Here is a 20,046-nt window from a genome sequence, read left to right as displayed (position 1 = left end):
TCTGCGGCGTTCTGCCGGAGTCAACCATTTTCATGCGGCGGACGTCGTACGATCGGACATTCCCGGGCGACTCGTCCACGGTGGCGCCGGCCCGGGGTGCTCGCGGAGTTCGGATATAGGGGGCAAGTCCAGCCATGGCCGAGAGTGACCAGGTAAACCCGGACGAGCCGCGTTTCCAGCGTCTCGGGGCGGCGAACTGGCTCCCCGAGGAGCGCAAGGTCGTCGAACGGTACGAGGAGCGCATCCGCGACCTGGAGCGCAGGCTCGCCACGGCCGAGGCGCGCGCCGAGTACGCCCAGTGGCAGCTCTCGGCCACCAAGGCGCAGCGCCCGTACCGGGTGAGCACCGCCCTCGCCGGCGCCAAGCGCCCGTCCAGGCTCGTGCGCCTGCCGAGCGACCTGTCCAAGGCCCTGAAGCCCAAGAAGGCCCCCAAACCGCCCGCGACGGTCACCGCGAGCAGCGCCGTCATCGACGCCGCGCTCGCGCACGCCCCCGAGGTGAAGATCCCGAACCTCGCCTGGCCCGACGGCCCGATCAGCCGTCCGGACCTGAAGGTCGCCGTCATCCTGGACGACTTCTCCCGGATGGCGTTCAAGTACGAATGGGACCAGATCGAGTTCGGCCTCAAGGACTGGCCCGAGATCTTCGCCGAGAAGCGGCCGGACATCCTGTTCTGCGAGTCCGCCTGGCACGGCAACCAGGGGCGCTGGCGCTACCAGATGACCGGGACGAACGCGCCCAAGCAGGAGCTGCGCGACCTGGTGGACTGGTGCCGTGAGCAGGGCATCCCCACGGTCTTCTGGAACAAGGAGGACCCGCCGAACTTCGACTTCTTCATCGACACGGCGAAGCTGTTCGACCTCGTGTACACGTGCGACGGCGACATGCTGTCGAAGTATCGCGAAATATTGGGACATGACCGGGTGGACGTGCTGCAGTTCGCCGCCCAGCCGCGCGTGCACAACCCCGTCCAGACCAAGCAGGGCCGCCCGTACGACGTCGTGTTCGCGGGCATGTACTTCCGCGACAAGCACCCCGAGCGGCGCGAGCAGATGGAGACCGTCATCGCGCCGACGCGCGAGCTCGGCCTGCACATCTTCGCCCGCAACGACGAGGCCGGGGACAAGTACGCCTGGCCCGCCGAGTACCGCCCGCACATCGTCGGCGAGCTGCCGTACGAGCAGATGCTGGCCGCGTACAAGATGTACAAGGTCTTCCTGAACGTCAACTCGGTGATCGACTCGCCCACCATGTGCGCGCGGCGGGTCTTCGAGCTGTCCGCCTGCTCCACCAGCGTGCTGTCCGGCTGGTCGCGCGCCATCGAGGAGACCTTCGGCACGCTGATCCCGATCGCGCACACCCAGGAGGAGGCCTACAACCAGGCCCTCTACCTGATCAACAGCCCGGAGCTGCGCGCCCGGCAGGCTCACCTCGCCATGCGCGAGGTCTTCGACAAGCACCTCTTCAGCCACCGCGTCGACCAGATCCTCGCCGCGCTCGGCCGTCCCGTGCCCGTACGGACCAAGAGCGTCTCGGTCGTGCTGCCCACCAACCGCGCGGGCCAGATCGAGCACGCCATCGCCCAGGTCGCCCGGCAGCACCACCGGGACCTGGAGCTGATCCTCGTCCTGCACGGCCTCGACATCGACCCCGCCGTCGTCCGCGACAAGGCGCTGGCCGCCGGGGTGCCCGCCGTCAAGGTGCTCACCGCCGCCCCCGCGCTCACCCTCGGCGAGGTGCTCAACGTCGGCGTCGCCCAGGCCGAGGGCGACTACGTCGCCAAGATGGACGACGACAACCTGTACGGCCCGCACTACCTGTCGGACCTGCTGCGGGCCTTCGACTACGCCGACGCCGAGATGGTCGGCAAGGGCGCCCATTACACCTACTTCCCCGCGACCAACACGACCGTGATGCGCCTGCCCGGCCTGGAGCACCGCTACGCCCATCTGGTGCAGGGGGCCACGATCCTTGCCACGGCCGAACTGATGCGGACGTACGCCTTCGAGGCGGTCAACGCGGGCGAGGACACGCGGCTCGTCCGCCGCCTCAAGGAGGACGGCGTCCGCATCTACTCGGCCGACCGCTTCAACTTCGTCTACATGCGCGGCGCCGACGCCTCCGCCCACACGTGGAAGGCGCAGGACTACAAACTCACCAGAAACGCCCAGTTCTGCTTCGTCGGCCACCCCGACGCGCATGTGATGATCTGACCGATCCCGTTCCCGATCACGGCCGTCCCGCTCGCGCGAGGCGGCCGCTCAGGCGTGCCCGAAAGTTTTCCGCCGGGCGAATTGTTAAGAAAGTTAACTGGCAAGTGGCTTCGCCAGATCTTGACGATTGTCAGGGGATCCGGTTGATTTGCCTCAGTCCTGCGACTGATGCCTCGATGAGAGGCATGGGGGGTCGTGACCGGGATCAGTCCTGTCTCAACAAGCGCGGAATCACGGAACCGCGCCAAGGAGTGATCAAGTGTCGAGACTGCGCTTCATGGCGACCCTCGTCGCGCTGGCGGTGGCGGGGGCACTGGCGGTAATCCTGCCGATGTCGCCGGCGTCCGCGGCGGCGTGCGCCACCCCCTGGTCGTCCTCCCAGGTCTACACCGGCGGGATGACCGCGTCCTACAACAGCCACAACTGGCAGGCCAAGTGGTGGACGCAGAACGAGACGCCCGGCAACGCCGACGTCTGGGCCGACCAGGGCACCTGCACGGGAGGCGGCGGCAATCCCCCGCCCGGCGGGTCGTGCAACTACCCGAACTGGGTGGCGGGCCGCAACTACGTCACCGGCGACATCGTGAAGTACACCAACGGGCTGTACTACCAGGCCACCCATGACAACCCGGGCTACGACCCGACGATCAGCACGTGGTACTGGTCGCCGTACACCTGCACCGGCGGCCCGACGCCGACCCCGCCCCCCGGCTCCGGCGGCTTCGTGGTCAGCGAGGCGCAGTTCAACCAGATGTTCCCGAGCCGGAACCCGTTCTACACCTACAACGGCCTCGTCACGGCGCTCGGCGCCTATCCGGCGTTCGCCAAGACCGGCAGCGACACGGTCCGCAAGCAGGAGGCGGCGGCGTTCCTGGCCAACGTCAACCACGAGACCGGCGGGCTGGTCTACATCGTCGAGCAGAACACGGCGAACTACCCGCACTACTGCGACGCGAGCCAGCCCTACGGCTGCCCCGCCGGTCAGGCCGCGTACTACGGCCGCGGCCCGATCCAGCTGAGCTGGAACTTCAACTACAAGGCCGCGGGCGACGCGCTCGGCATCGACCTGCTGCGCAACCCCTACCTGGTGCAGAACGACGCCTCCATCGCCTGGAAGACCGGCATCTGGTACTGGATGACGCAGAACGGCCCCGGCACGATGACCCCGCACAACGCGATGGTCAACGGCGCCGGCTTCGGCGAGACGATCCGTAGCATCAACGGCTCGCTGGAGTGCAACGGCAGGAACCCCGCCCAGGTCCAGAGCCGGGTCAACGCCTACACGAGGTTCACCCAGATCCTCGGCGTGGCCCCCGGCAACAACCTGAGCTGCTGATCTCGGACGCTCCATGACAGGAAGGGTGCGGCCCAGCGGCCGCACCCTTCCTTGTGTTCCCCGCACGCGCCCGCTCCTTGCCCGCCCCGCCGCCCCCTGCCGTCCGCTCCCCAGCCCTCACAGATAGTGATACTCAGGACAGATGGGAATGTACTGGGCGTAGTGACGGTTCGAGGTATCCGGAGGGACCTCAGGAACGTGAGGACGAGCCCACCCCGATGTCGGCGCCGAACGGTGAGGAGCACTTTTCCACGTGACGACAACGACGACATCCCAGGGCGTCGGGCTCAGGTCCGAGCGCGGTCCGGTCCTCGCGGCCATCATGCTGTGCACGGCGCTCGTCGCGCTCGACAGCACGATCATCGCCACCGCCGTCCCTTCCGTGGTCAGCGACCTCGGCGGGTTCTCCCAGTTCCCCTGGCTGTTCTCGATCTATCTGCTCACGCAGGCCGTCACGGTGCCGCTGTACGGCAAGCTCGCCGACATCTTCGGGCGCAAGCCCGTCATGTTCTTCGGCATCGCCGCGTTCCTCCTCGGATCCGTGCTGTGCGGGTTCGCGTGGAGCATGCCGGCGCTCATCGTGTTCCGCGCGTTGCAGGGCATCGGCGCCGGGGCCGTCCAGCCGATGAGCATCACCATGGTCGGCGACCTGTACTCGGTCGAGGAACGCGCCCGCGTCCAGGGGTACGTGGCCAGCGTCTGGGGCGTCTCCGCGGTGATCGGCCCGACCCTCGGCGGGGTCTTCTCCGAGTACGTGAACTGGCGCTGGATCTTCTTCATCAACCTGCCGCTCGGCGCCATCGCCGTCTGGGCGCTGGCCACCCGCTTCAAGGAGCGCGTCGAGCGCAGCACCCACCGCATCGACTACCTCGGCGCCACCCTTCTCACCGCCGGATCCTCCCTGCTGATCCTCGGCCTGCTCGAAGGCGGCGTCGCCTGGGCCTGGGCCTCGGTTCCCAGCCTGCTCATCTTCGCGGCCGGTGCCGTCCTCATCGTCGCGTTCCTGCTGGTGGAACGCAGGGCGGCCGAGCCGATCCTGCCGCTGTGGGTGTTCCGCCGCCGCGTCCTCATCGGCGGCAACATGGTGGGTCTGACCATCGGCGCGCTCATGATCGGCCTAACCTCGTACGTGCCGACGTTCGCCCAGGGCGTCCTCGGCACCGGCGCGCTGCTCGCGGGCTTCGCGGTGGCCGCGCTCACCGTCGGCTGGCCCCTCGCCGCCACCTTCTCCGGACGCCTGTACATGCGCATCGGCTTCCGCGACACGGCCCTCATCGGCGGCGGACTCGCCCTGGCGGGCGCGGTGATGTGCGCGTTCCTCGGCGCCCACGCGCCGCTGTGGCAGGTCGCCGCGGCGTGTTTCGTCGTCGGCGCCGGCCTCGGGCTCATGTCCAGCCCGTCGATCGTCGCCGTCCAGTCGGTCGTCGGCTGGGAACGGCGCGGCGTCGTCACCGCGACCAACATGTTCTGCCGGTCCATCGGCAGCGCGGTCGGCGCGGCCGTCCTCGGAGCGATCTCCAACTCCACCCTGGACGGCCGGCTCGCCCACCCGCCGGCCGCCCTCGCGGGCCAGATGCCGAGGAGCCTGGACGCGACCGCGCTCGTCCTCGGCAGCCAGGGCTCGGGCGCCCAGTCGGCCGCGGCGACCTACATCCGCCAGGCCCTGTACGACGCCTCCCACCACGTCTTCCTCGCCGTCACCGTGGTCGCCGTCCTCGGCCTCGGCGCCCTCCTCCTCATGCCCCGCCACACCGAACAACTCACGTTCGACCGACGAGGCACAGCTTCTACTGAGAGCAACTGAGAAGTGGCAGAGCTGGATCGGATGGCCGCAAATCAGCAGTTCAGAGGCTTGGACGGTCTACTGAGAACCGTTGTGGGAAGGTCAGCCATCCATTAGGCTCAGCGCGTGGACCAAGAAGAGGCGAACGCCGCGCTGACGGCATTGGGCAAGGGCACCACGGCCGACTCGCTGGAGACGGAGACGCTTGATTTCAAACTCGTCGCCGACTCGCTCAAGGCCACCTTCAACCTGCTCGCCGATGCCCTGGTCTGCTTCGTCAACGCACGCGGAGGCACCATTGTGCTGGGCGTCGACGACAAAGCCTCTGAGCGCGCGAACGCACTCAGAGGAGTGCCTGCCGCCTATACCGTCGACCTCATCCGCAAAGCGATCTTCGACCGGACAAGGCCGCCCCTCACCGCCTTCGTCAACGAGAAATTCATCGACGGGGTCCGCCTGATCCTGATAACCGTGCCGCAAGGAGTCATGCCACACAGCACCGCCGCCGGGCTTGCCACACGTCGTCTCGGAAAGGAATGCCTGCCCTTTCCGCCTGACCAGCAACGCGAGGTGATGATCGCACGTGGCCAGGTCGACTGGTCGGCAGACGCCTCTAGCATCGACATCAACCGCCTCAGCACACTGGAATTCGTCAGATTGCGGCGGATCCTGGCGGCGAGCGGCCGAGACCATCTGGCAGATCTAGAAGATCATGCCCTTCTTCAGGCGTTGCGTCTCATCACACCCAACGGCAGCATCACAAACGCGGGCGTCCTGCTGCTCGCAGACGAGCCGCTCATAAATCAAGTGGTCCCCGGCTACGGCTACTCCTATCAGTTTCGTCCCAGTGCGGGCAGCGAAGCCACCGGGAGGCTGCGGGGGAGCCAGCCCATGATAAAGGCGATTCAAATCCTCACGGATGCGATAGAGACACGTCGCGAGGTGCACCCGCTCAACGTCGCCGGCGGTGTGCAACTCCAACTGACGGACTACCCTGGCGAGGCGGTCCGGGAGCTGATCATCAATGCCTTCATCCATCGGTCCTATGAGACCGGTGGAACAGTCGATATCGAACACTCCCCGGAGCATCTCATCATCACGAGCCCCGGCGGCCTGGTCTCCGGTGTCACTCCATCGAATATTCTCACGTATCCCTCGACACCTCGGAACCGCCTTCTCACCGAAACGGTATCCATACTGCAACTTGCCGAGAGAACAGGCCAAGGAGTGGACAGGGCCTACCGGGAAATGCTGCGCATCGGTAAGGAACCCCCGCTTTTCGAGGATCACGCGACCTTGGTCCGGGCCACTCTGGCAGGGGGGATCGGAAACAGCGCGTTCGTGCGTTTCATCAGCGATCTACCGATCCGAGCCGGACGTGATCTAAATGTGTTGCTTGCGTTGTCTTACCTTCGGCACAACTCCAATCTCGATGCACCAAAACTTTCGTCCGCCATTCAGCGCACCCCGGCTGAGGCGCAGGAGGTTCTGGCCACCATGGCGGATGAATACGATCTTCTGGAAATGACACGCCGTACGGCGTCGAAGCCATTTCCGACGTACCGCCTGCGTTCCGATGTTCTCGCCGCGATGTCCCGTTCGATCACCTATCGAAGACACAATCCGCGAGAGACGGACCAGAAAGTAATCGATCACGTGCGCGAATACGGGTTCGTCACCAATCAGACGATTCGACGTCTCTTCGACCTGCACGTTTACGCGGCCAGGGATCTGCTAAATGCACTGAGGGATCGGGAGGTCCTTGAAAAGATCGGAGACAGGCGCGGCGGCGCCGGAATACGCTATGGCCCAGGAAAGAAGTTCCCCAAGGGCAGATCATAGACTGCGAACGGCGCCCCACTGGTCGGCCAGTCGCCTCATTGACGCAGGGCGTCAGCGAGCATAAGCGCCTTTGGTAATTTCTGTCCTCAGGTCCCCTGGCCCGCGCCTCGGCTCCTGGTGGCCGGCCGCAGCGTCATCCACGACCCCGGAAAGCCTTCGAGCGCGCACCCTTGTGCCCAACATCCAGGCCGAACTGTAACCGCACGCCCACCCACTCGATAGCGGGCCAACTCGCCCCCGAGGTCAACGCCCAAGTGCCGCGCTTCATCGACTCCGTCGTCGGCTCCACCCAGAGCCCGGCCTGAGGCGAGAAGCGGCCGTCCTCCGAGTCACTCCCCCTTCGGACGACCCGCTTCCCGCCCATGCTCGATCTTCGGGCTTCGCCGCCGGCCGTGGAGCCGTCAGTCGTCCCAGCCCCGGGGCGGGCCGAGGGCGCCTCGTCGCTGTCGACCAGGGTGCACTGCGCCACCGGACCGCTGGAGATGTTGGCCCAGATACCCGCGGTCCGCTCGTCGTCGGAGACGTTGAGCTCCAGGACGGCGGTTTGTCCCGGCTTGACCGCCGCCGGGTCAATGCGGAACACGTCCGGATAGTCGGTCTCCGGCGGCCACACGACCAGTGGCTTCCCGTCGGCAGGACCCAAGGACTGTCCGCGGACGCGCCGGCGTTCCGGAGAACGGCGCCGGGTTCGCCCCTAGCCGACACCACGCGTCACGGATGCATGAGACCAGCAGACATGAGCGTCGATACCGGTATTAGGCGGGTTTCTGTCCTTAGGTCTTCGTATACGGCATGATCTCGGGCATGACCATGCCGCCCGCCGTCGAGGCCGACGGGATGTGCCCGTCCTGCTCCGCGCCTCTTTCGACGGACCCACGCTTCGTGACCTGGTGTCCCTCGTGCTCGTGGAACCTCGACCCCTCGGCGAGATCGGGGACCGTGACGAATACGGCTCCGCGAGGCCGGGCGGAACGGCGGCGCGAGGCCCGGCGGCGGGCCGACGGCGCGACCGTCGAGCGGGTCTTCCGGGACCTGGCGAACCCGTCACGTCCCCCCGCCGCACGCGACGGGGCGCGGTTCGCGGCCATGGCCGTCGCAGGGTCCGTGCACCTGGTCACCGCCGCGTTCACCGTCGGATCCATCGGGCTGCTGACCACCGGAAACCTGCTGATGGTGCCGGTCGCCGCGATCGGTCTCGGCATCGCCTTCGTCACCCGTCCCCGCCTGGGCCGCCTCGATCCGGACGGCTCACCCCTGTCCCGCTCCGAGGCGCCGCACCTGTACGCCCTCGCCGACCGGATCGCCGCCGAACTCGGCGCGCCTCCCGCCGAGCTGATCGAGGTGACGCCGGGTTTCGGCACGAGCTACACCAGGGTGGGACTGCGGCGGCACGGCGTCCTCACCATCGGCCTCGCCCTGTGGGAGGTGCTCACCCCCGAGGAGCGCGTCGCCTCGCTCGCTCACGAGCTCGGTCACGCCGTCAACGGCGACCCGCGTCGCAATCTGTGGTTCCACTCGGCCGTCGAGGCCCTGACGCACTGGCACAGGGCCAGCGCTCCCGGGCCCGTCGAGGAGTCCGGGGCGGGCCTGGTCTTCATGGTCATGGACTGGGTGGCCAAGCTGGTGATGCGAGGCGTTCACCACCTCACCGGGCTGTTGTTGCGCCTGATGCTGCGCCTCACGCTGGCCCCCGGCCACCGCGCCGAGTACCGCGCGGACGAGATGGCGGCCCGCGTGGCCTCGTCCACGGCGACCAGGTCCATGTTGCAGACGCTCGTCCTCGGCGACAGCGTGGAAACCGTCTTCCGCCGCCGCTCGGCCGTCCAGCAGGGACGACGCTCCACCCGCGCCACCTCCCGCGACGAGGCCGACGCGTCCCTGTGGCGGGAACTGCGCGAGTACGTGACGTCCATTCCCGAGGCCGAACGCCTACGCCGCCTCCGCCTGTCCGCCCGCCGCATGACCTCCACGGACAGAACCCATCCCCCCACACACCTGCGCCTCCAACTGGTCAGCGCACGGCCGCCCGCGGAGGCGGCCCTCACCCTCGGCGAGACGGAAGCCGCGGCCATCGAAAGGGAACTCGAGACGGCCCGCGTCCAGACGGCCCGCGCCGTGTTGATGTCCTGAGCCGTCAGCGGCAGGCGCTCACTTCGTCGTGCACCCGGTCCTGTTCAACCAGGTGGAGTAGGGAATGATCGTGAGATGCGATTGTTTCCGGCGATGCCGTTGGATGAGTGGCGGGACACCAAGGACACCTTGCACCGGTTCGCACAGGTCGTGGGGAAGATACGGCTGGCGGCGGGGGTGCGGCGCAACCACTGGTGGAACGCGCCGTTCCACGTCACCGGGCGTGGGCTGACGACGCGGCCGATGGGGCAGGCGGACGGCAACCCGATCTTCACCATCGACTTCGACTTCGTCGACCACCAGCTCGTGGTGAGCACCGTGGACGGCCGGAAGGTGTCGTTCCCGTTGTACGACCGGTCGGTGGCTTCCTTCTACAGCGAGGTCATGCGGGCGCTCGACGCGCTGGGAGTGCGCGTCACCATCGAGATCCCCCGGCCGTTCGACCTGGCGGACGCGGGGCGGCCGTTCGCCGAGGACGACGAGCACGCGTCGTACGACGCGGCCATGGTGACGCGTTACTGGCAGGTGCTCAGTCAGGTGAACCTGCTGCTGGAGGAGTTCGCCGCGAACTTCTCCGGGAAGATCAGCCCGGTCCACCACTTCTGGCACACCTTCGACATCGCCTGCACGCGGTTCTCCGGCCGGAGGATCGACCAGTCGCCGGAGGCCGATCCGGTGACCCGCGAGGCGTATTCGCGCGAGGTGATCAGCTCGGGGTTCTGGTTCGGCGACGACTCCTTCCCCGAGCCCGCCTTCTACTCCTACACGGCTCCGGAGCCGGCGGGGCTGGAGGAGGAGCCGCTGCGGCCGGAGCCGGCGATGTGGGTGCCGCAGCGTGGAAGCCACCTCGCGATCCTTCGCTACGACGACGCCCGCGCCGAGGCCGACCCGCGTGCCGCCGTGCTGGAGTTCTACGAGAGTTCCTACCAGGCCGGGGCCCGCCGGGCGCGCTGGGACGTCCCCGGGCTCGCCTGCCCCGGCGGCGTCACCGACCCCGTGCTGAGCACCTGAGGCTCCCCGGGGGCGCTCTCCCCGTGCGAGGGAGAGCGCCGGCCCGGTTCCGGGTCACTCGGTGCGGGCGACGCGGCCTTCCAGGTGGAGGAGTTTGATGACGTTGACGACGATGTGGGCGGCGGCCACCCCGTCGCGGTCGCAGCGGGGCTGGTCGAGGTCGACGATGAAACCGGTCGTCCCGATGCTGATGAGCGGGATGCGGGGGTTGAAGCGGTAGGCCAGCGGTGGTGAGGAGTCCTTGTCGAAGGTGAGGACGACGCGGTCGCCGTCGAAGACGAGGGTCACGTCGGCGCCCTCGCCGTCGGGCACCGCGAGCGCCCTGCCCTTGTAGACGGCGTGCCCGCCGTCGATCCACTCGCCGAGCCGCTGGCCGCAGCGGCCGGGGACGCCGGACACCGTGGCCGGGGCCGCAGGGGCCTGCGGGACGGCGGCCATGGCGGCGTGGCCCTGCGGGACGGCGGCCGTGGCGGCGTGGCTCTGCGGGACGGCGGCCGTCGCGGGGGGCGTCAGGGCGAGGGCGGCGAGGGCGGTCGTGGCCAGGACCGCCGTACGTGTGGACATCCGGGACATGAAGGTCCTTTCATTGCGGGATGCTGACCGCCCCTCTCGCCGCCCGGGTGGACCGGCCGCGAGAGAGGCGGCGGGACCAATCAAATCCAGTGACGTTCCGCAATCAACAGCTACACGCGGTTATGACTCCAGGTCGTTCTGACGCCGCTCGGAGCAGTCCTATGAAACTGCTCTTTGGCAGGTAAAGGACACCCCGATCGGGGTGCCGGACCGCTTCCTGCCAGCGGCGAGGCATTTTAGAAGAAGCCCACGCATCCCTGTGCGATCACGATGTGAGGACGGCGATGACCGAAAACAGAGCCGGTGGTCGCTGCAATTCGTTCACATCTGAAAGGGGTTGCGCATGGTCTCGTTCCACAAGAAGGTGGCCGGGCTGGCGGCTTCGGGCGTGCTCGCGGCCGGTCTCGTCGTCGCCGCCGCCTCGCCCGCCGCGGCCGGCACCGTGACCGCGTCGTACGTGTGCGGGACCTACGGGCCCCAGTACCCGGCCGCGTTCACCACGACGGTCACGGCCCCCGCCACGGCCCGGCGGGGGACCACGTTCACCGTCACCGTCGATTTCGACACCGACGTGATCACCTACGCCGACGAGCAGGCGGGGGTCAAGGTCGGCAACATGACCATCCTGCTCGGTGGCGCGGCGTCGGGCGGCGTCACCGCCACCGGCCTCACCAACCCCGCGACCCCGCCGGGCCAGACATGGAAGATGCGCGGCGGGACCGCACAAGTGACGGTCCCGAACGTGGGCGACGTGACGTTCACGCCGGACCGCTACCGCCAGCCTTACAACGCGTACAACTCGTTGCTCTGCGTGCCGCAGGCGCAGGTGGTCGCCGCGACGACGCACGTGGTTCCCTGACCGGCCTACGGAACCCGCGCGTGGGTGAGGAGCGAGAGACTGGACGGGCGCAGCGCGTCCGTCCGGTTCCAGAGGGCGGCGTCGATCGCTTCGCGCTCGTGGGCGTGCGCGAGCACCTCCAGGCCGTGCTCGCGCAGGATCGCCGACATGTCGCCGGGGCCGAGGAAGGTCAGCCACGGCTCGCCGCTCTCGGCCACGACCGGCAGGACCGCGTCGACGTACGCCTGGGCTTCCTCGTCCCGGAGGCCCTCGGGCAGCATGGAGTCGATCACGAGCTCGCTGCCGGACGCGAAACCGCCGACCATGGCGAGCGTCCGCCCGATGGTCTCGCGGGCGAGGTACATCGTGACGCCCAGCCAGCTCACCACGGCGGGCGCGGAGGGATCGAAACCCTCCTGGACGAGGCGGTCCGCCGGCGAATCGTTCTCGAAGTCGACCGCGACGAACGCGACCGTGCCGGGAACGCCGATGCCGGCCTTCGCGAGCGCGTCGCGCTTCCACTGCCCGGTCGCCGGGTGGTCGACCTCGAACACGCGGACGGGGCCGTCCTCCCCGGCGCGATAGGCGTAGGAGTCGAGGCCGGCGCCCAGGATGACGTACTGGCCGACCCCCCGGCGCACGGCCTCGGCCAGCCGGTCCTCGGTGTAACGGCTGCGGGTGGTGGCCGTGGCGCGGGCGGCCGCGAGGATCGGGTGGGCGCCGTGGACCTTGTGGTAGGCCGTCAGCTCTTCGGCGTGGTCTCCGAGCAGGGCGTACGCGGGCGTGTCGGCGAAGATCGTGGGCTGGTCGTCGACCATCAGATGCGCGGCTCGCGCGGCGGCGGCCGTCAGCGCGGTACGGCTGACCTCTCCATTGTTTCTCACGCTCGGAGAGACTAGTCGCTATTTTTCCCATCTTATCATGCAATTAAATCTTTTAGAGCGGTGAAGTAATCACAATCCCGCATCAATGGCAGGGTCCGGAATGGCCGCGCCACAGGCCGGCAATGTCGGCATATCGCTATTTCGCCGCGTTCCAGCGGCATTCCGCGACATTATGAGCCACCTATGTGCCGCTATATCACACCCCCATCGCGGCTCGTCCGCTCACGCCCCTCGACATCCGTCCCCCGTCCACGGGCGGCATGCGCCACGGACAGGGCCGCCCCACCCCTTGCCAGAGCGGCACCTGCGGCCGAGGCATCGGCACGGACGAGACCGACCGGCACACCGACGATCCGCAGGTCAGGGGCTCCCCGGCCGTCGACGGCCGTACGGCCCGCGCCTGCGGCCTGTCACCGACGATTCCAAGCACCTTGACAAATAAAATGTTCGGTGACACGGTTGAGCCACGTTCGAAACGACGGTGACCGAGGGCCCCCCTCCGAGCCGCGGACCTGAAACGAGGAACCTTCGATGAGCGTGAACACCGACGCCGGGGCCGGTCTGCGAGCCGGACGGCGCGAATGGACGGGCCTCGCGGTGCTGGCCCTGCCGACGCTGCTGCTGTCGCTCGACATGAGCGTCCTGTACCTGGCGCTGCCCCACCTCAGCGAGAGCCTCGGCGCCGACGCCACCCAGCAGCTGTGGATCCTGGACATCTACTCGTTCATGCTGGCGGGCTTCCTGGTCACCATGGGAACCCTCGGAGACCGCATCGGCCGCCGCAAGCTGCTGCTCACCGGCGCGGCCGCCTTCGGAGTGGCCTCGATAGTCGCCGCGTACTCCACCAGCCCGCAGATGCTGATCGCCGCGCGGGCGCTGCTGGGCGTCGCCGGGGCGACGCTGATGCCCTCGACCATGGCGTTGATCCGCAACATGTTCAAGGACCCCAAGCAGATGGGGAGCGCCATCGGCGTCTGGTTCGCCTGCTTCATGGGCGGCGCGACCCTCGGCCCGCTGGTCGGCGGGGTCCTCCTGGAGCACTTCTGGTGGGGTTCGGCCTTCCTGCTCGGCGTGCCGGTCATGGTGCTTCTGCTCGTCGTCGGCCCCCAGCTGCTGCCCGAGTACCGGGACGAGAACGCCGGCCGCATCGACCTCGCCAGCGTGGCCCTGTCCCTCGCCGCCATCCTGCCGACCATCTACGGCCTCAAGGAGTTGGCCCGCACCGGCGTCCACCCGATGCCCGTAGCCGCCGTGGTCGTGGGCGTCGCCTTCGGCGCGGTGTTCTTCCTCCGGCAGCGCCGGCTCACCGACCCGCTGCTCGACCTGCGCCTGTTCGCCAACCGCCACTTCAGCACCGCGACGGTCATCGGGCTGCTCGCCGGCATCGTCATGGCGGGCGTGACGCTGGTGTCCACCCTGTACCTCCAGACCGTCCAGGGCCTGTCGCCGATCAGCGCGGGGTCGTGGCTGTTGCCGCAGAACGTCGCGATGGTCGTCGGCGTCATGACCGCCCCGGCGCTGGCGCGGCGGTTCCACCCGGCCTACGTCGCCTCCGCCGGCCTCCTGATCGCCGGTGCCGGCCTGGTGCTGCACACGCAGGTCCCGGCCACGGGCGGGCTGCCCCTGCTGGTCGGCGGGCTGGTCCTCTCGTCCTTCGGCATCGCCTTCCCGATGTCGCTGACCATGAACATGATCATGGCCTCGGTCGCGCCGGAGAAGGCGGGCTCGGCGGCGTCCATCTCCGAGACCAGCGGCGAGTTCGGCGTGGCGGTGGGCGTGGCGGCCCTGGGCAGCCTGAGCGCCTTCGTCTACCGCTCGCACGTCACCGACGGCCTGCCGTCCGGGCTCCCCTCGGACGCGATCGGCACGGCCCGCGAGAGCATCACCGCCGCCGTGGCCACGGCCCACGACCTGGCCGGCGACCTCGGCGCCGGACTGCTCGACAGCGCACGCGCCGCCTTCACCGGCGGGCTGAACGCGGTCGCCGCCACCGGAGCCGTCATCTTCATCGCCCTGGCCGTGGTCTCCGCCCTGGTCCTGCGGGACAACGGCGCCCAGGCCCCGGCCCCGCGGACGGACGGCGAGCCCCCGCAGGCGGACGCCGGGGCGGCGGACGGGGGCCGGGCGGACGGCGGCGCGCTCCCGGGCGAGCGCACGGACGGCGAGCCCGTCCTGGTGGGCGCGCACGAGGCCCGCTGACCCAGCCTGGAACACAGAGCCGGGCGGCCGCCCATCGCGGCCGTCCGGCTCTACGCGTACGTGGTCTCCGGCGACGCGAGCCGAGCGCGTTGCGGGACGACGGTGTAGGCAGGGTCCTCGCTGGAGGCGACGCCCGCGGAGAAGACGCCGAGGCGGATGCAGGCCGAGGCCGCCATGAGGGCCGCCCCGGACGCGACGGCGGCGGCGCGACGGCGACCGCACAGGACCGCGCCCACGGCGCCCGCCACCGCGAGCGCCTCGCCCGTCCGCATGAGGACGCCCGCGCGGCCGTGCTCGTACGCGCCGGCGATCATGCCCATACGGCGGCGCATGAGCCACCCCGCGCCGAGTTCGAGGGCGGTGCCGAGGACGGCCGCGCGCCGGGCCGGGCCGTTCTCCGAGGGCGGGGCGGCGATCATGGCACTGCCCGCGGCCGTCGCGGTGGCGGAGCCGGCGAACAGGAACGGCATCTCGCGGTGCCCCTCGTGCCAGGCGGGCACGGCGGTGTCGCTGATCAACACCGCCGTGTACGTCGTGACCGCGGGCCCGAGGATGGCGGCGCCGTAGCAGGCCGCGCGCCCGGTGAAGGGGAAGCGGCCGGTGAGGTCGGTGAGCAGGCTGACACCGACGAGCGGCGCGTACGAGGCGAGCAGCCACGAGCCGACGCTCATTGGTGAGGTGGGCTTGAAGGTCCTCAGCATGTGGAGGAAACGCTCCGGACGCCCGAGGTCCTCCACGAGGGCGGCGAGGGACAGGCCGATGCCCACGAGCGCGGCCGCCTTCCCCGCGCGGGCGAGGCCGGGACGGCCGGTGAGCTGCCCTCCCGCGGCGAACACCGAGGAGGCGCCGGCGAGCCCGCCCAGGTACAGGTAGCCGCCGATGCTGGCCGCGCGCCATGTCGGCGGCTTCAGGATGCGCCGGTTGTAGTACGAGACGTACTCGTCCGCCAGGGCCGTCGCCTGGCCGTCGACACGGCTGCGCGTGGTCATTGCAACTCCCCGTCCGTCACTTGCGAACCCGTGCAGGTCTTGCGCCGCCGAACTCGAAGGACGCCGCGGCGAAGGCGGTGGCGATGGTGGCCGCGAGCGTCAGGGCCGCGAGCCCCGCGTGGCGCCACATCGCGGGCAGGTCGCGGGTGGTGACCTTCGGGGCGGGCGGCAGGCCGTACACCTCGGGCCGATCCAGCAGCAGGAAGAACGCGCCGTTGCCGCGCACCCCGTCCCCGGGGTCGTGGCCGTAGAGGCGGGCGTCGGTGACGCCGTCCTGGTGCAGGGCCTCGACGCGGGCGGCGGCGCGGTCGAGCAGGTCGTCCAGCTCGCCGTACTGGATGGACTGGGTCGGGCAGGCCTGCGCGCACGCCGGGGTCAGCCCGTCGCCGATGCGGTCGTAGCAGAGCGTGCACTTCCAGGCGAGCCCGTCGTCCTCGCGCTTGTCGATCACGCCGTACGGGCACGCGGACACGCAGTAGCCGCAACCGTTGCAAATGTCGGACTGCACGACGACGGTGCCGAACTCGGTGCGGAACAGCGAGCCGGTGGGGCACACGTCCAGGCAGGCGGCGTCGGTGCAGTGCTTGCAGACGTCGGAGGCCATGAGCCAGCGCAGGTCACCGCTGCCGTCGCCCGCCCCGGCGCGCATCGGCTTGCGCTGCTCGACGAAAGCGACGTGCCGCCACGTGGACGCCGAGAGCTGCTCGGTGTTGTCGAACGACAGTCCGGTGAAGGTGAACGGCGGATCGGCCGGAAGCTGGTTCCATTCCTTGCAGGCGACCTCGCACGCCTTGCAGCCGATGCAGATGGACGTGTCGGTGAAGAAGCCCATCCGCGGAGGATGCCGCTCGTATCCGGTCTCCTCCTGCACCTGGGGCAGCCTCGTGGTCATGTCAGACCTCCTGCCGCGTCGGCTCGTACATGCCCGCGCGCCGCCGGAACGTCTCGACGAGGCGGTTGAGGCCGGGCCCGCGCGGGCGGCGTCCCGGCTGGATGTCGGCGGTGCACGCCTTGGTCTCCTGGATGTCGGCGTTCGGGTCGAGCACGATGGACGTCAGCTCGTTCGCCGGGTCGCCGGTCGCGCAGCCGTTCGGGCCGTAGTGGTAGGGCAGCCCGATCTGGTGGACGACGCGGCCGTCGAGGCGCAGCGACGGCATCCGGTCGGTGATCAGCACCTTGGCCTCGATGGCGCCGCGCGCGCTGATGATCGTGGCCCAGTCGCCGTGCTCCAGCAGCCGCTCCTCGGCCAGCTCCGGGGAGACCTCGCAGAACATCTCCGGCTGGAGCTCCGACAGGTACGGCAGCCAGCGGCTCATGCCCCCGGCGGTGAAGTGCTCGGTGAGCCGGTAGGTCGTGACGACGTACGGGTAGACCTTGCTGGCGACCGGGTGGTAGCGGTTGCCCGGCCGGTCGTACAGCAGCCGCGCGGGGTTGCGCGGGTACGCCCGGTACAGCGGGTTCTCGCATGGTGTGTCCTGCGGCTCGTAGTGCACGGGCAGCGGACCGTCCATGAGCCCGGCGGGCGCGTAGAGCCAGCCCTTTCCATCGCCTTGCATGATGAACGCATCGATTCCGGACAACGCGTCGGGGCCCTGGGCGTCCGCGGGTGGGCGGTAGTCTGGCGGCCGGTCGTCGATGAAGTCGGGAATGTCGTGACCTGTCCACCGGCCGAGGTCCGCGTCCCACCAGACGTACGCCTTGCGGGCACTCCACGGGTTGCCGTCCGGGTCGGCCGACGCACGGTTGTACAGGGTGCGCCGGTTGAGCGGCCACGCCCAGCCCCACTCGTGCGACACCCAGCTCTGTTCGGTGTGCGGCTTGCGCCGGGCCGCCTGGTTCACCCCGTCCGCGAACACGCCGCAGTAGATCCAGCAGCCGCACGAGGTGGACCCGTCGCCGCGCAGTCGCATGTAGCTCGACAGCAACTCCCCGTCCGGGCCGTACCCGTTGACCTCGCGCAGGACGGCCTCGGCGCTCGGCTCGCGCAGCTCCCCCTCGACCGGGTAGTCCCAGGCCAGGTCCAGGATCGCGCGGTCGTACGGCTCGGCGGACCCGGCGAGGCGCTCCCGGACCATCCGGCCGAGGTGGTAGACGAACCACAGGTCGCTGCGGCAGTCGCCGCTCGGCTCCACGGCCGCGTGGTGCCACTGCAACAGGCGGTTGGTGTTGGTGAACGTCCCGTTCTTCTCGGTGTGCGAGGCGGCGGGGAAGAAGAAGACCTCGGTGCCGATCTCCTCGGTGCGCAGCTCGCCGGTCCGGATCTCCCGGCCGTCCTTCCACCACGTCGCCGACTCGATGAGCGCGAAGTCGCGGACGACGAGCCAGTCCAGGTTCGCCATGCCGAGCCGTTGCAGCCGGGCGTTGGCCGACCCGACGGCCGGGTTCTCGCCGAACAGGAAGAATCCCTTGCACACGCCGTCGAGCTGCGCGAACGTCGTGTCGTAGGTGCTGTGCGAGCCGGTCAGCCGGGGCAGGTGCCCGAAGCAGAAGTCGTTGTCGGCGGTCGCCGCGTCCCCGTAGTACGCCTTGAGCAGGCTGACGACGTAGTGCCGCGCGTCCGCCCAGAAGCCCTTCTGCGTGGTGATGACCTCGACGAAGTCGTCCAGGTTCTCGTCGGTGTGCGCGTACGGCATCGGGATGTAGCCCGGCAGCAGGTTGTACAGGGTCGGGATGTCGCTGGACCCTTGGATGCTGGCGTGCCCGCGCAGCGCCATGATGCCGCCGCCCGGCCGCCCGATGTTGCCGAGCAGCAGTTGCAGGATGCTCGCCGTGCGGATGTACTGCGTGCCCACGCTGTGCTGCGTCCACCCCACCGCGTACGCGAAGGCGCTGGTGCGGTCCGGCCCGGAGTTGGACGTCAGCGCGTCGCAGACCCGGGCGAACGTCTCGGGCGGGATGCCGCAGGTCCGCTCGACCACCTCCGGCGTGTAGCGGGAGAAGTGGCGCTTCAGGATCTGGTAGACGCAGCGCGGGTGGCTGAGCGTCTCGTCCCGCTCCGCGTACGGGGTGACGGGCGCGCCGCCGGAGCCGTGCGCCTCGCTGCGGCCCGGCTGGTGGTACTCGTCCAGCCGCAGCCGCCGGCCCGAAACCGTCTGGACGCGCGGCCCCTTGTACTGCCAGGTGCCGACGTCGTAGGTGCGCGTCTCGGGGTCCCAGCCGGAGAAGACGCCGTCCAGGTCCTCGCTGTCGGCGAACTCGTCGGAGACGACGCACGCGGCGTTGGTGTAGTTCAGGACGTACTCGCGGAAGTCCTTGCCCTCCGACAGCACGTGGTTGATGATCGCGCCGAGGAAGGCGATGTCCGTGCCCGCGCGGATCGGCACGAACAGGTCGGCCATGGCGCTGGTGCGGCTGAAGTGCGGGTCGACGTGGATGACGGTCGCGCCGCGCAGCTTCGCCTCCATCACCCACTGGAAGCCCACCGGGTGCGCCTCGGCGAAGTTGGAGCCCTCGATGATGATGCAGTCGGAGTGCTGCAGATCCTGCATGAACGTCGTCGAGCCGCCCCGGCCGAAGGACGTGCCGAGGCCGGTCACCGTCGAGCTGTGGCAGACCCGCGCCTGGTTCTCCACCTGGACGACGCCGAGCCCGGTCATCAGCTTCTTGATGAGGTAGTTCTCCTCGTTGTCCAGCGTCGCGCCGCCGAGGCTCGCGATGCCCATCGTGCGGGCCACGCGTTTGCCGTCGCAGTGCTCCTGCCAGGTCTCGCGGCGGGTCCGCACGACGCGGTCGGCGACCATCCGCATGGCCGTGTCCAGGTCGAGCTGCTCCCACTCGGTGCCGTACGGCCTGCGGTACAGGACGGAGCGCTCGCGTCCCGGGCCGGTCGTGAGCTGGAGCGACGCCGAGCCCTTGGGACACAGCCTGCCCCGGCTGATCGGCGAGTCCGGGTCGCCCTCGATCTGGACGACCTTCTCGCCGGACACGTACACGTTCTGGCCGCAGCCGACGGCGCAGTACGGGCAGATGGACTTCACCACGCGGTCGGCGGTGGCGACGCGGGAGCGCAGCTCGTCGGTCTTCTTCGACCGCACGGCGGCGCCCAGGCCGCAGCGGTCCGGACCGGTGAGCTGCCGCAGCACCGGCCATCTTCCCAAGAAGTCCTTCATCGCCATGCCGCCCCCACCCCGAGCGCTCGCCGTAACCGCCGGGGGGGCGCACTACTTCCTGCCCGTACCTCCCCCGCCGAGCACCACTCCAACCTCTGCCACGGACCATCGGGACACACGACGGGGAGCGGCCGGAGGG

At 69.4% G+C, this 20,046-nt stretch carries 14 protein-coding genes; 8 read left to right on the top strand and 6 right to left on the bottom strand.

The genetic code is table 11. The features are described from left to right. Positions 1-134 precede the first annotated feature (134 nt). From DQ384_RS15695 to DQ384_RS15680, 4 genes are all read left to right on the top strand, one after another. Positions 135-2,213: a glycosyltransferase family protein gene (locus tag DQ384_RS15695; protein WP_114029563.1), complete on the top strand. Its 2,079-nt coding sequence runs from the start codon at positions 135-137 to the stop codon at positions 2,211-2,213. A 259-nt stretch (positions 2,214-2,472) separates the two neighbouring features. Next, a complete protein-coding gene (locus tag DQ384_RS15690; protein ID WP_114029562.1) occupies positions 2,473-3,549 on the top strand; it encodes a glycoside hydrolase family 19 protein in 1,077 nt (358 codons plus the stop codon). A gap of 253 nt (positions 3,550-3,802) precedes the next feature. Continuing rightward, positions 3,803-5,353, top strand: coding sequence for an MDR family MFS transporter (locus tag DQ384_RS15685; protein ID WP_220182976.1), 1,551 nt, complete (start codon positions 3,803-3,805; stop codon positions 5,351-5,353). Between the two features lie 105 nt (positions 5,354-5,458). Next, complete coding sequence (locus DQ384_RS15680) at positions 5,459-7,174, top strand: ATP-binding protein (RefSeq protein ID WP_114029561.1); 1,716 nt, start codon at positions 5,459-5,461, stop codon at positions 7,172-7,174. A gap of 133 nt (positions 7,175-7,307) precedes the next feature. On the opposite strand, the gene DQ384_RS15675 is transcribed toward DQ384_RS15680, so the two are convergent. Beyond that, positions 7,308-7,757 (bottom strand): hypothetical protein, encoded by a 450-nt coding sequence (locus DQ384_RS15675; protein WP_147268791.1) that lies wholly within the window; start codon positions 7,755-7,757, stop codon positions 7,308-7,310. A 221-nt stretch (positions 7,758-7,978) separates the two neighbouring features. On the opposite strand from DQ384_RS15675, the gene DQ384_RS15665 reads away from it, so the two are divergent. Further along, the gene (locus DQ384_RS15665; RefSeq protein ID WP_147268790.1) at positions 7,979-9,304 is read left to right on the top strand and encodes a M48 family metallopeptidase; all 1,326 of its coding nucleotides are present in this window, start codon (positions 7,979-7,981) and stop codon (positions 9,302-9,304) included. A gap of 75 nt (positions 9,305-9,379) precedes the next feature. Continuing rightward, positions 9,380-10,315 (top strand): DUF5996 family protein, encoded by a 936-nt coding sequence (locus DQ384_RS15660; RefSeq protein ID WP_114029557.1) that lies wholly within the window; start codon positions 9,380-9,382, stop codon positions 10,313-10,315. 54 nt (positions 10,316-10,369) lie between these two features. Here the strand turns inward: DQ384_RS15660 and DQ384_RS41275 are convergent, their stop codons facing one another. Next, complete coding sequence (locus DQ384_RS41275; protein ID WP_181871234.1) at positions 10,370-10,879, bottom strand: hypothetical protein; 510 nt, start codon at positions 10,877-10,879, stop codon at positions 10,370-10,372. 352 nt (positions 10,880-11,231) lie between these two features. Here DQ384_RS41275 and DQ384_RS15645 point away from each other — a divergent pair, with 352 nt between their 5' ends. Then, the gene (locus tag DQ384_RS15645) at positions 11,232-11,747 is read left to right on the top strand and encodes a hypothetical protein (RefSeq protein WP_114029554.1); all 516 of its coding nucleotides are present in this window, start codon (positions 11,232-11,234) and stop codon (positions 11,745-11,747) included. A 5-nt stretch (positions 11,748-11,752) separates the two neighbouring features. Here the strand turns inward: DQ384_RS15645 and DQ384_RS15640 are convergent, their stop codons facing one another. Then, positions 11,753-12,610, bottom strand: coding sequence for a class I SAM-dependent methyltransferase (locus DQ384_RS15640; RefSeq protein ID WP_114029553.1), 858 nt, complete (start codon positions 12,608-12,610; stop codon positions 11,753-11,755). Positions 12,611-13,141: 531 nt separating this feature from the next. Here DQ384_RS15640 and DQ384_RS15635 point away from each other — a divergent pair. Beyond that, positions 13,142-14,809 carry an MFS transporter gene (locus tag DQ384_RS15635; RefSeq protein WP_114029552.1) on the top strand — a complete coding sequence of 556 codons (1,668 nt, stop codon included), beginning with the start codon at positions 13,142-13,144 and terminating at the stop codon, positions 14,807-14,809. Positions 14,810-14,859: 50 nt separating this feature from the next. Here the strand turns inward: DQ384_RS15635 and nrfD are convergent, their stop codons facing one another. Genes nrfD through fdh form a run of 3 tightly spaced genes read right to left on the bottom strand, consistent with a single transcriptional unit; the run spans position 14,860 to position 19,913 of the window. Next, complete coding sequence (nrfD, locus tag DQ384_RS15630; RefSeq protein WP_114029551.1) at positions 14,860-15,798, bottom strand: NrfD/PsrC family molybdoenzyme membrane anchor subunit; 939 nt, start codon at positions 15,796-15,798, stop codon at positions 14,860-14,862. A 16-nt stretch (positions 15,799-15,814) separates the two neighbouring features. After that, positions 15,815-16,690 (bottom strand): 4Fe-4S dicluster domain-containing protein, encoded by an 876-nt coding sequence (locus DQ384_RS15625; protein ID WP_114029550.1) that lies wholly within the window; start codon positions 16,688-16,690, stop codon positions 15,815-15,817. Position 16,691: 1 nt separating this feature from the next. After that, positions 16,692-19,913, bottom strand: a complete 3,222-nt coding sequence (gene fdh / locus DQ384_RS15620; protein WP_114029549.1) for a formate dehydrogenase — start codon at positions 19,911-19,913, stop codon at positions 16,692-16,694. Positions 19,914-20,046 lie beyond the last annotated feature (133 nt).

Origin of the sequence: Sphaerisporangium album, assembly GCF_003323745.1 — a bacterium.
Taxonomy (GTDB): Bacteria; Actinomycetota; Actinomycetes; order Streptosporangiales; family Streptosporangiaceae; genus Sphaerisporangium; species Sphaerisporangium album.
Note: the sequence above shows the minus strand (reverse complement) of the source record. Positions and strands in the feature narration are given on the sequence as shown.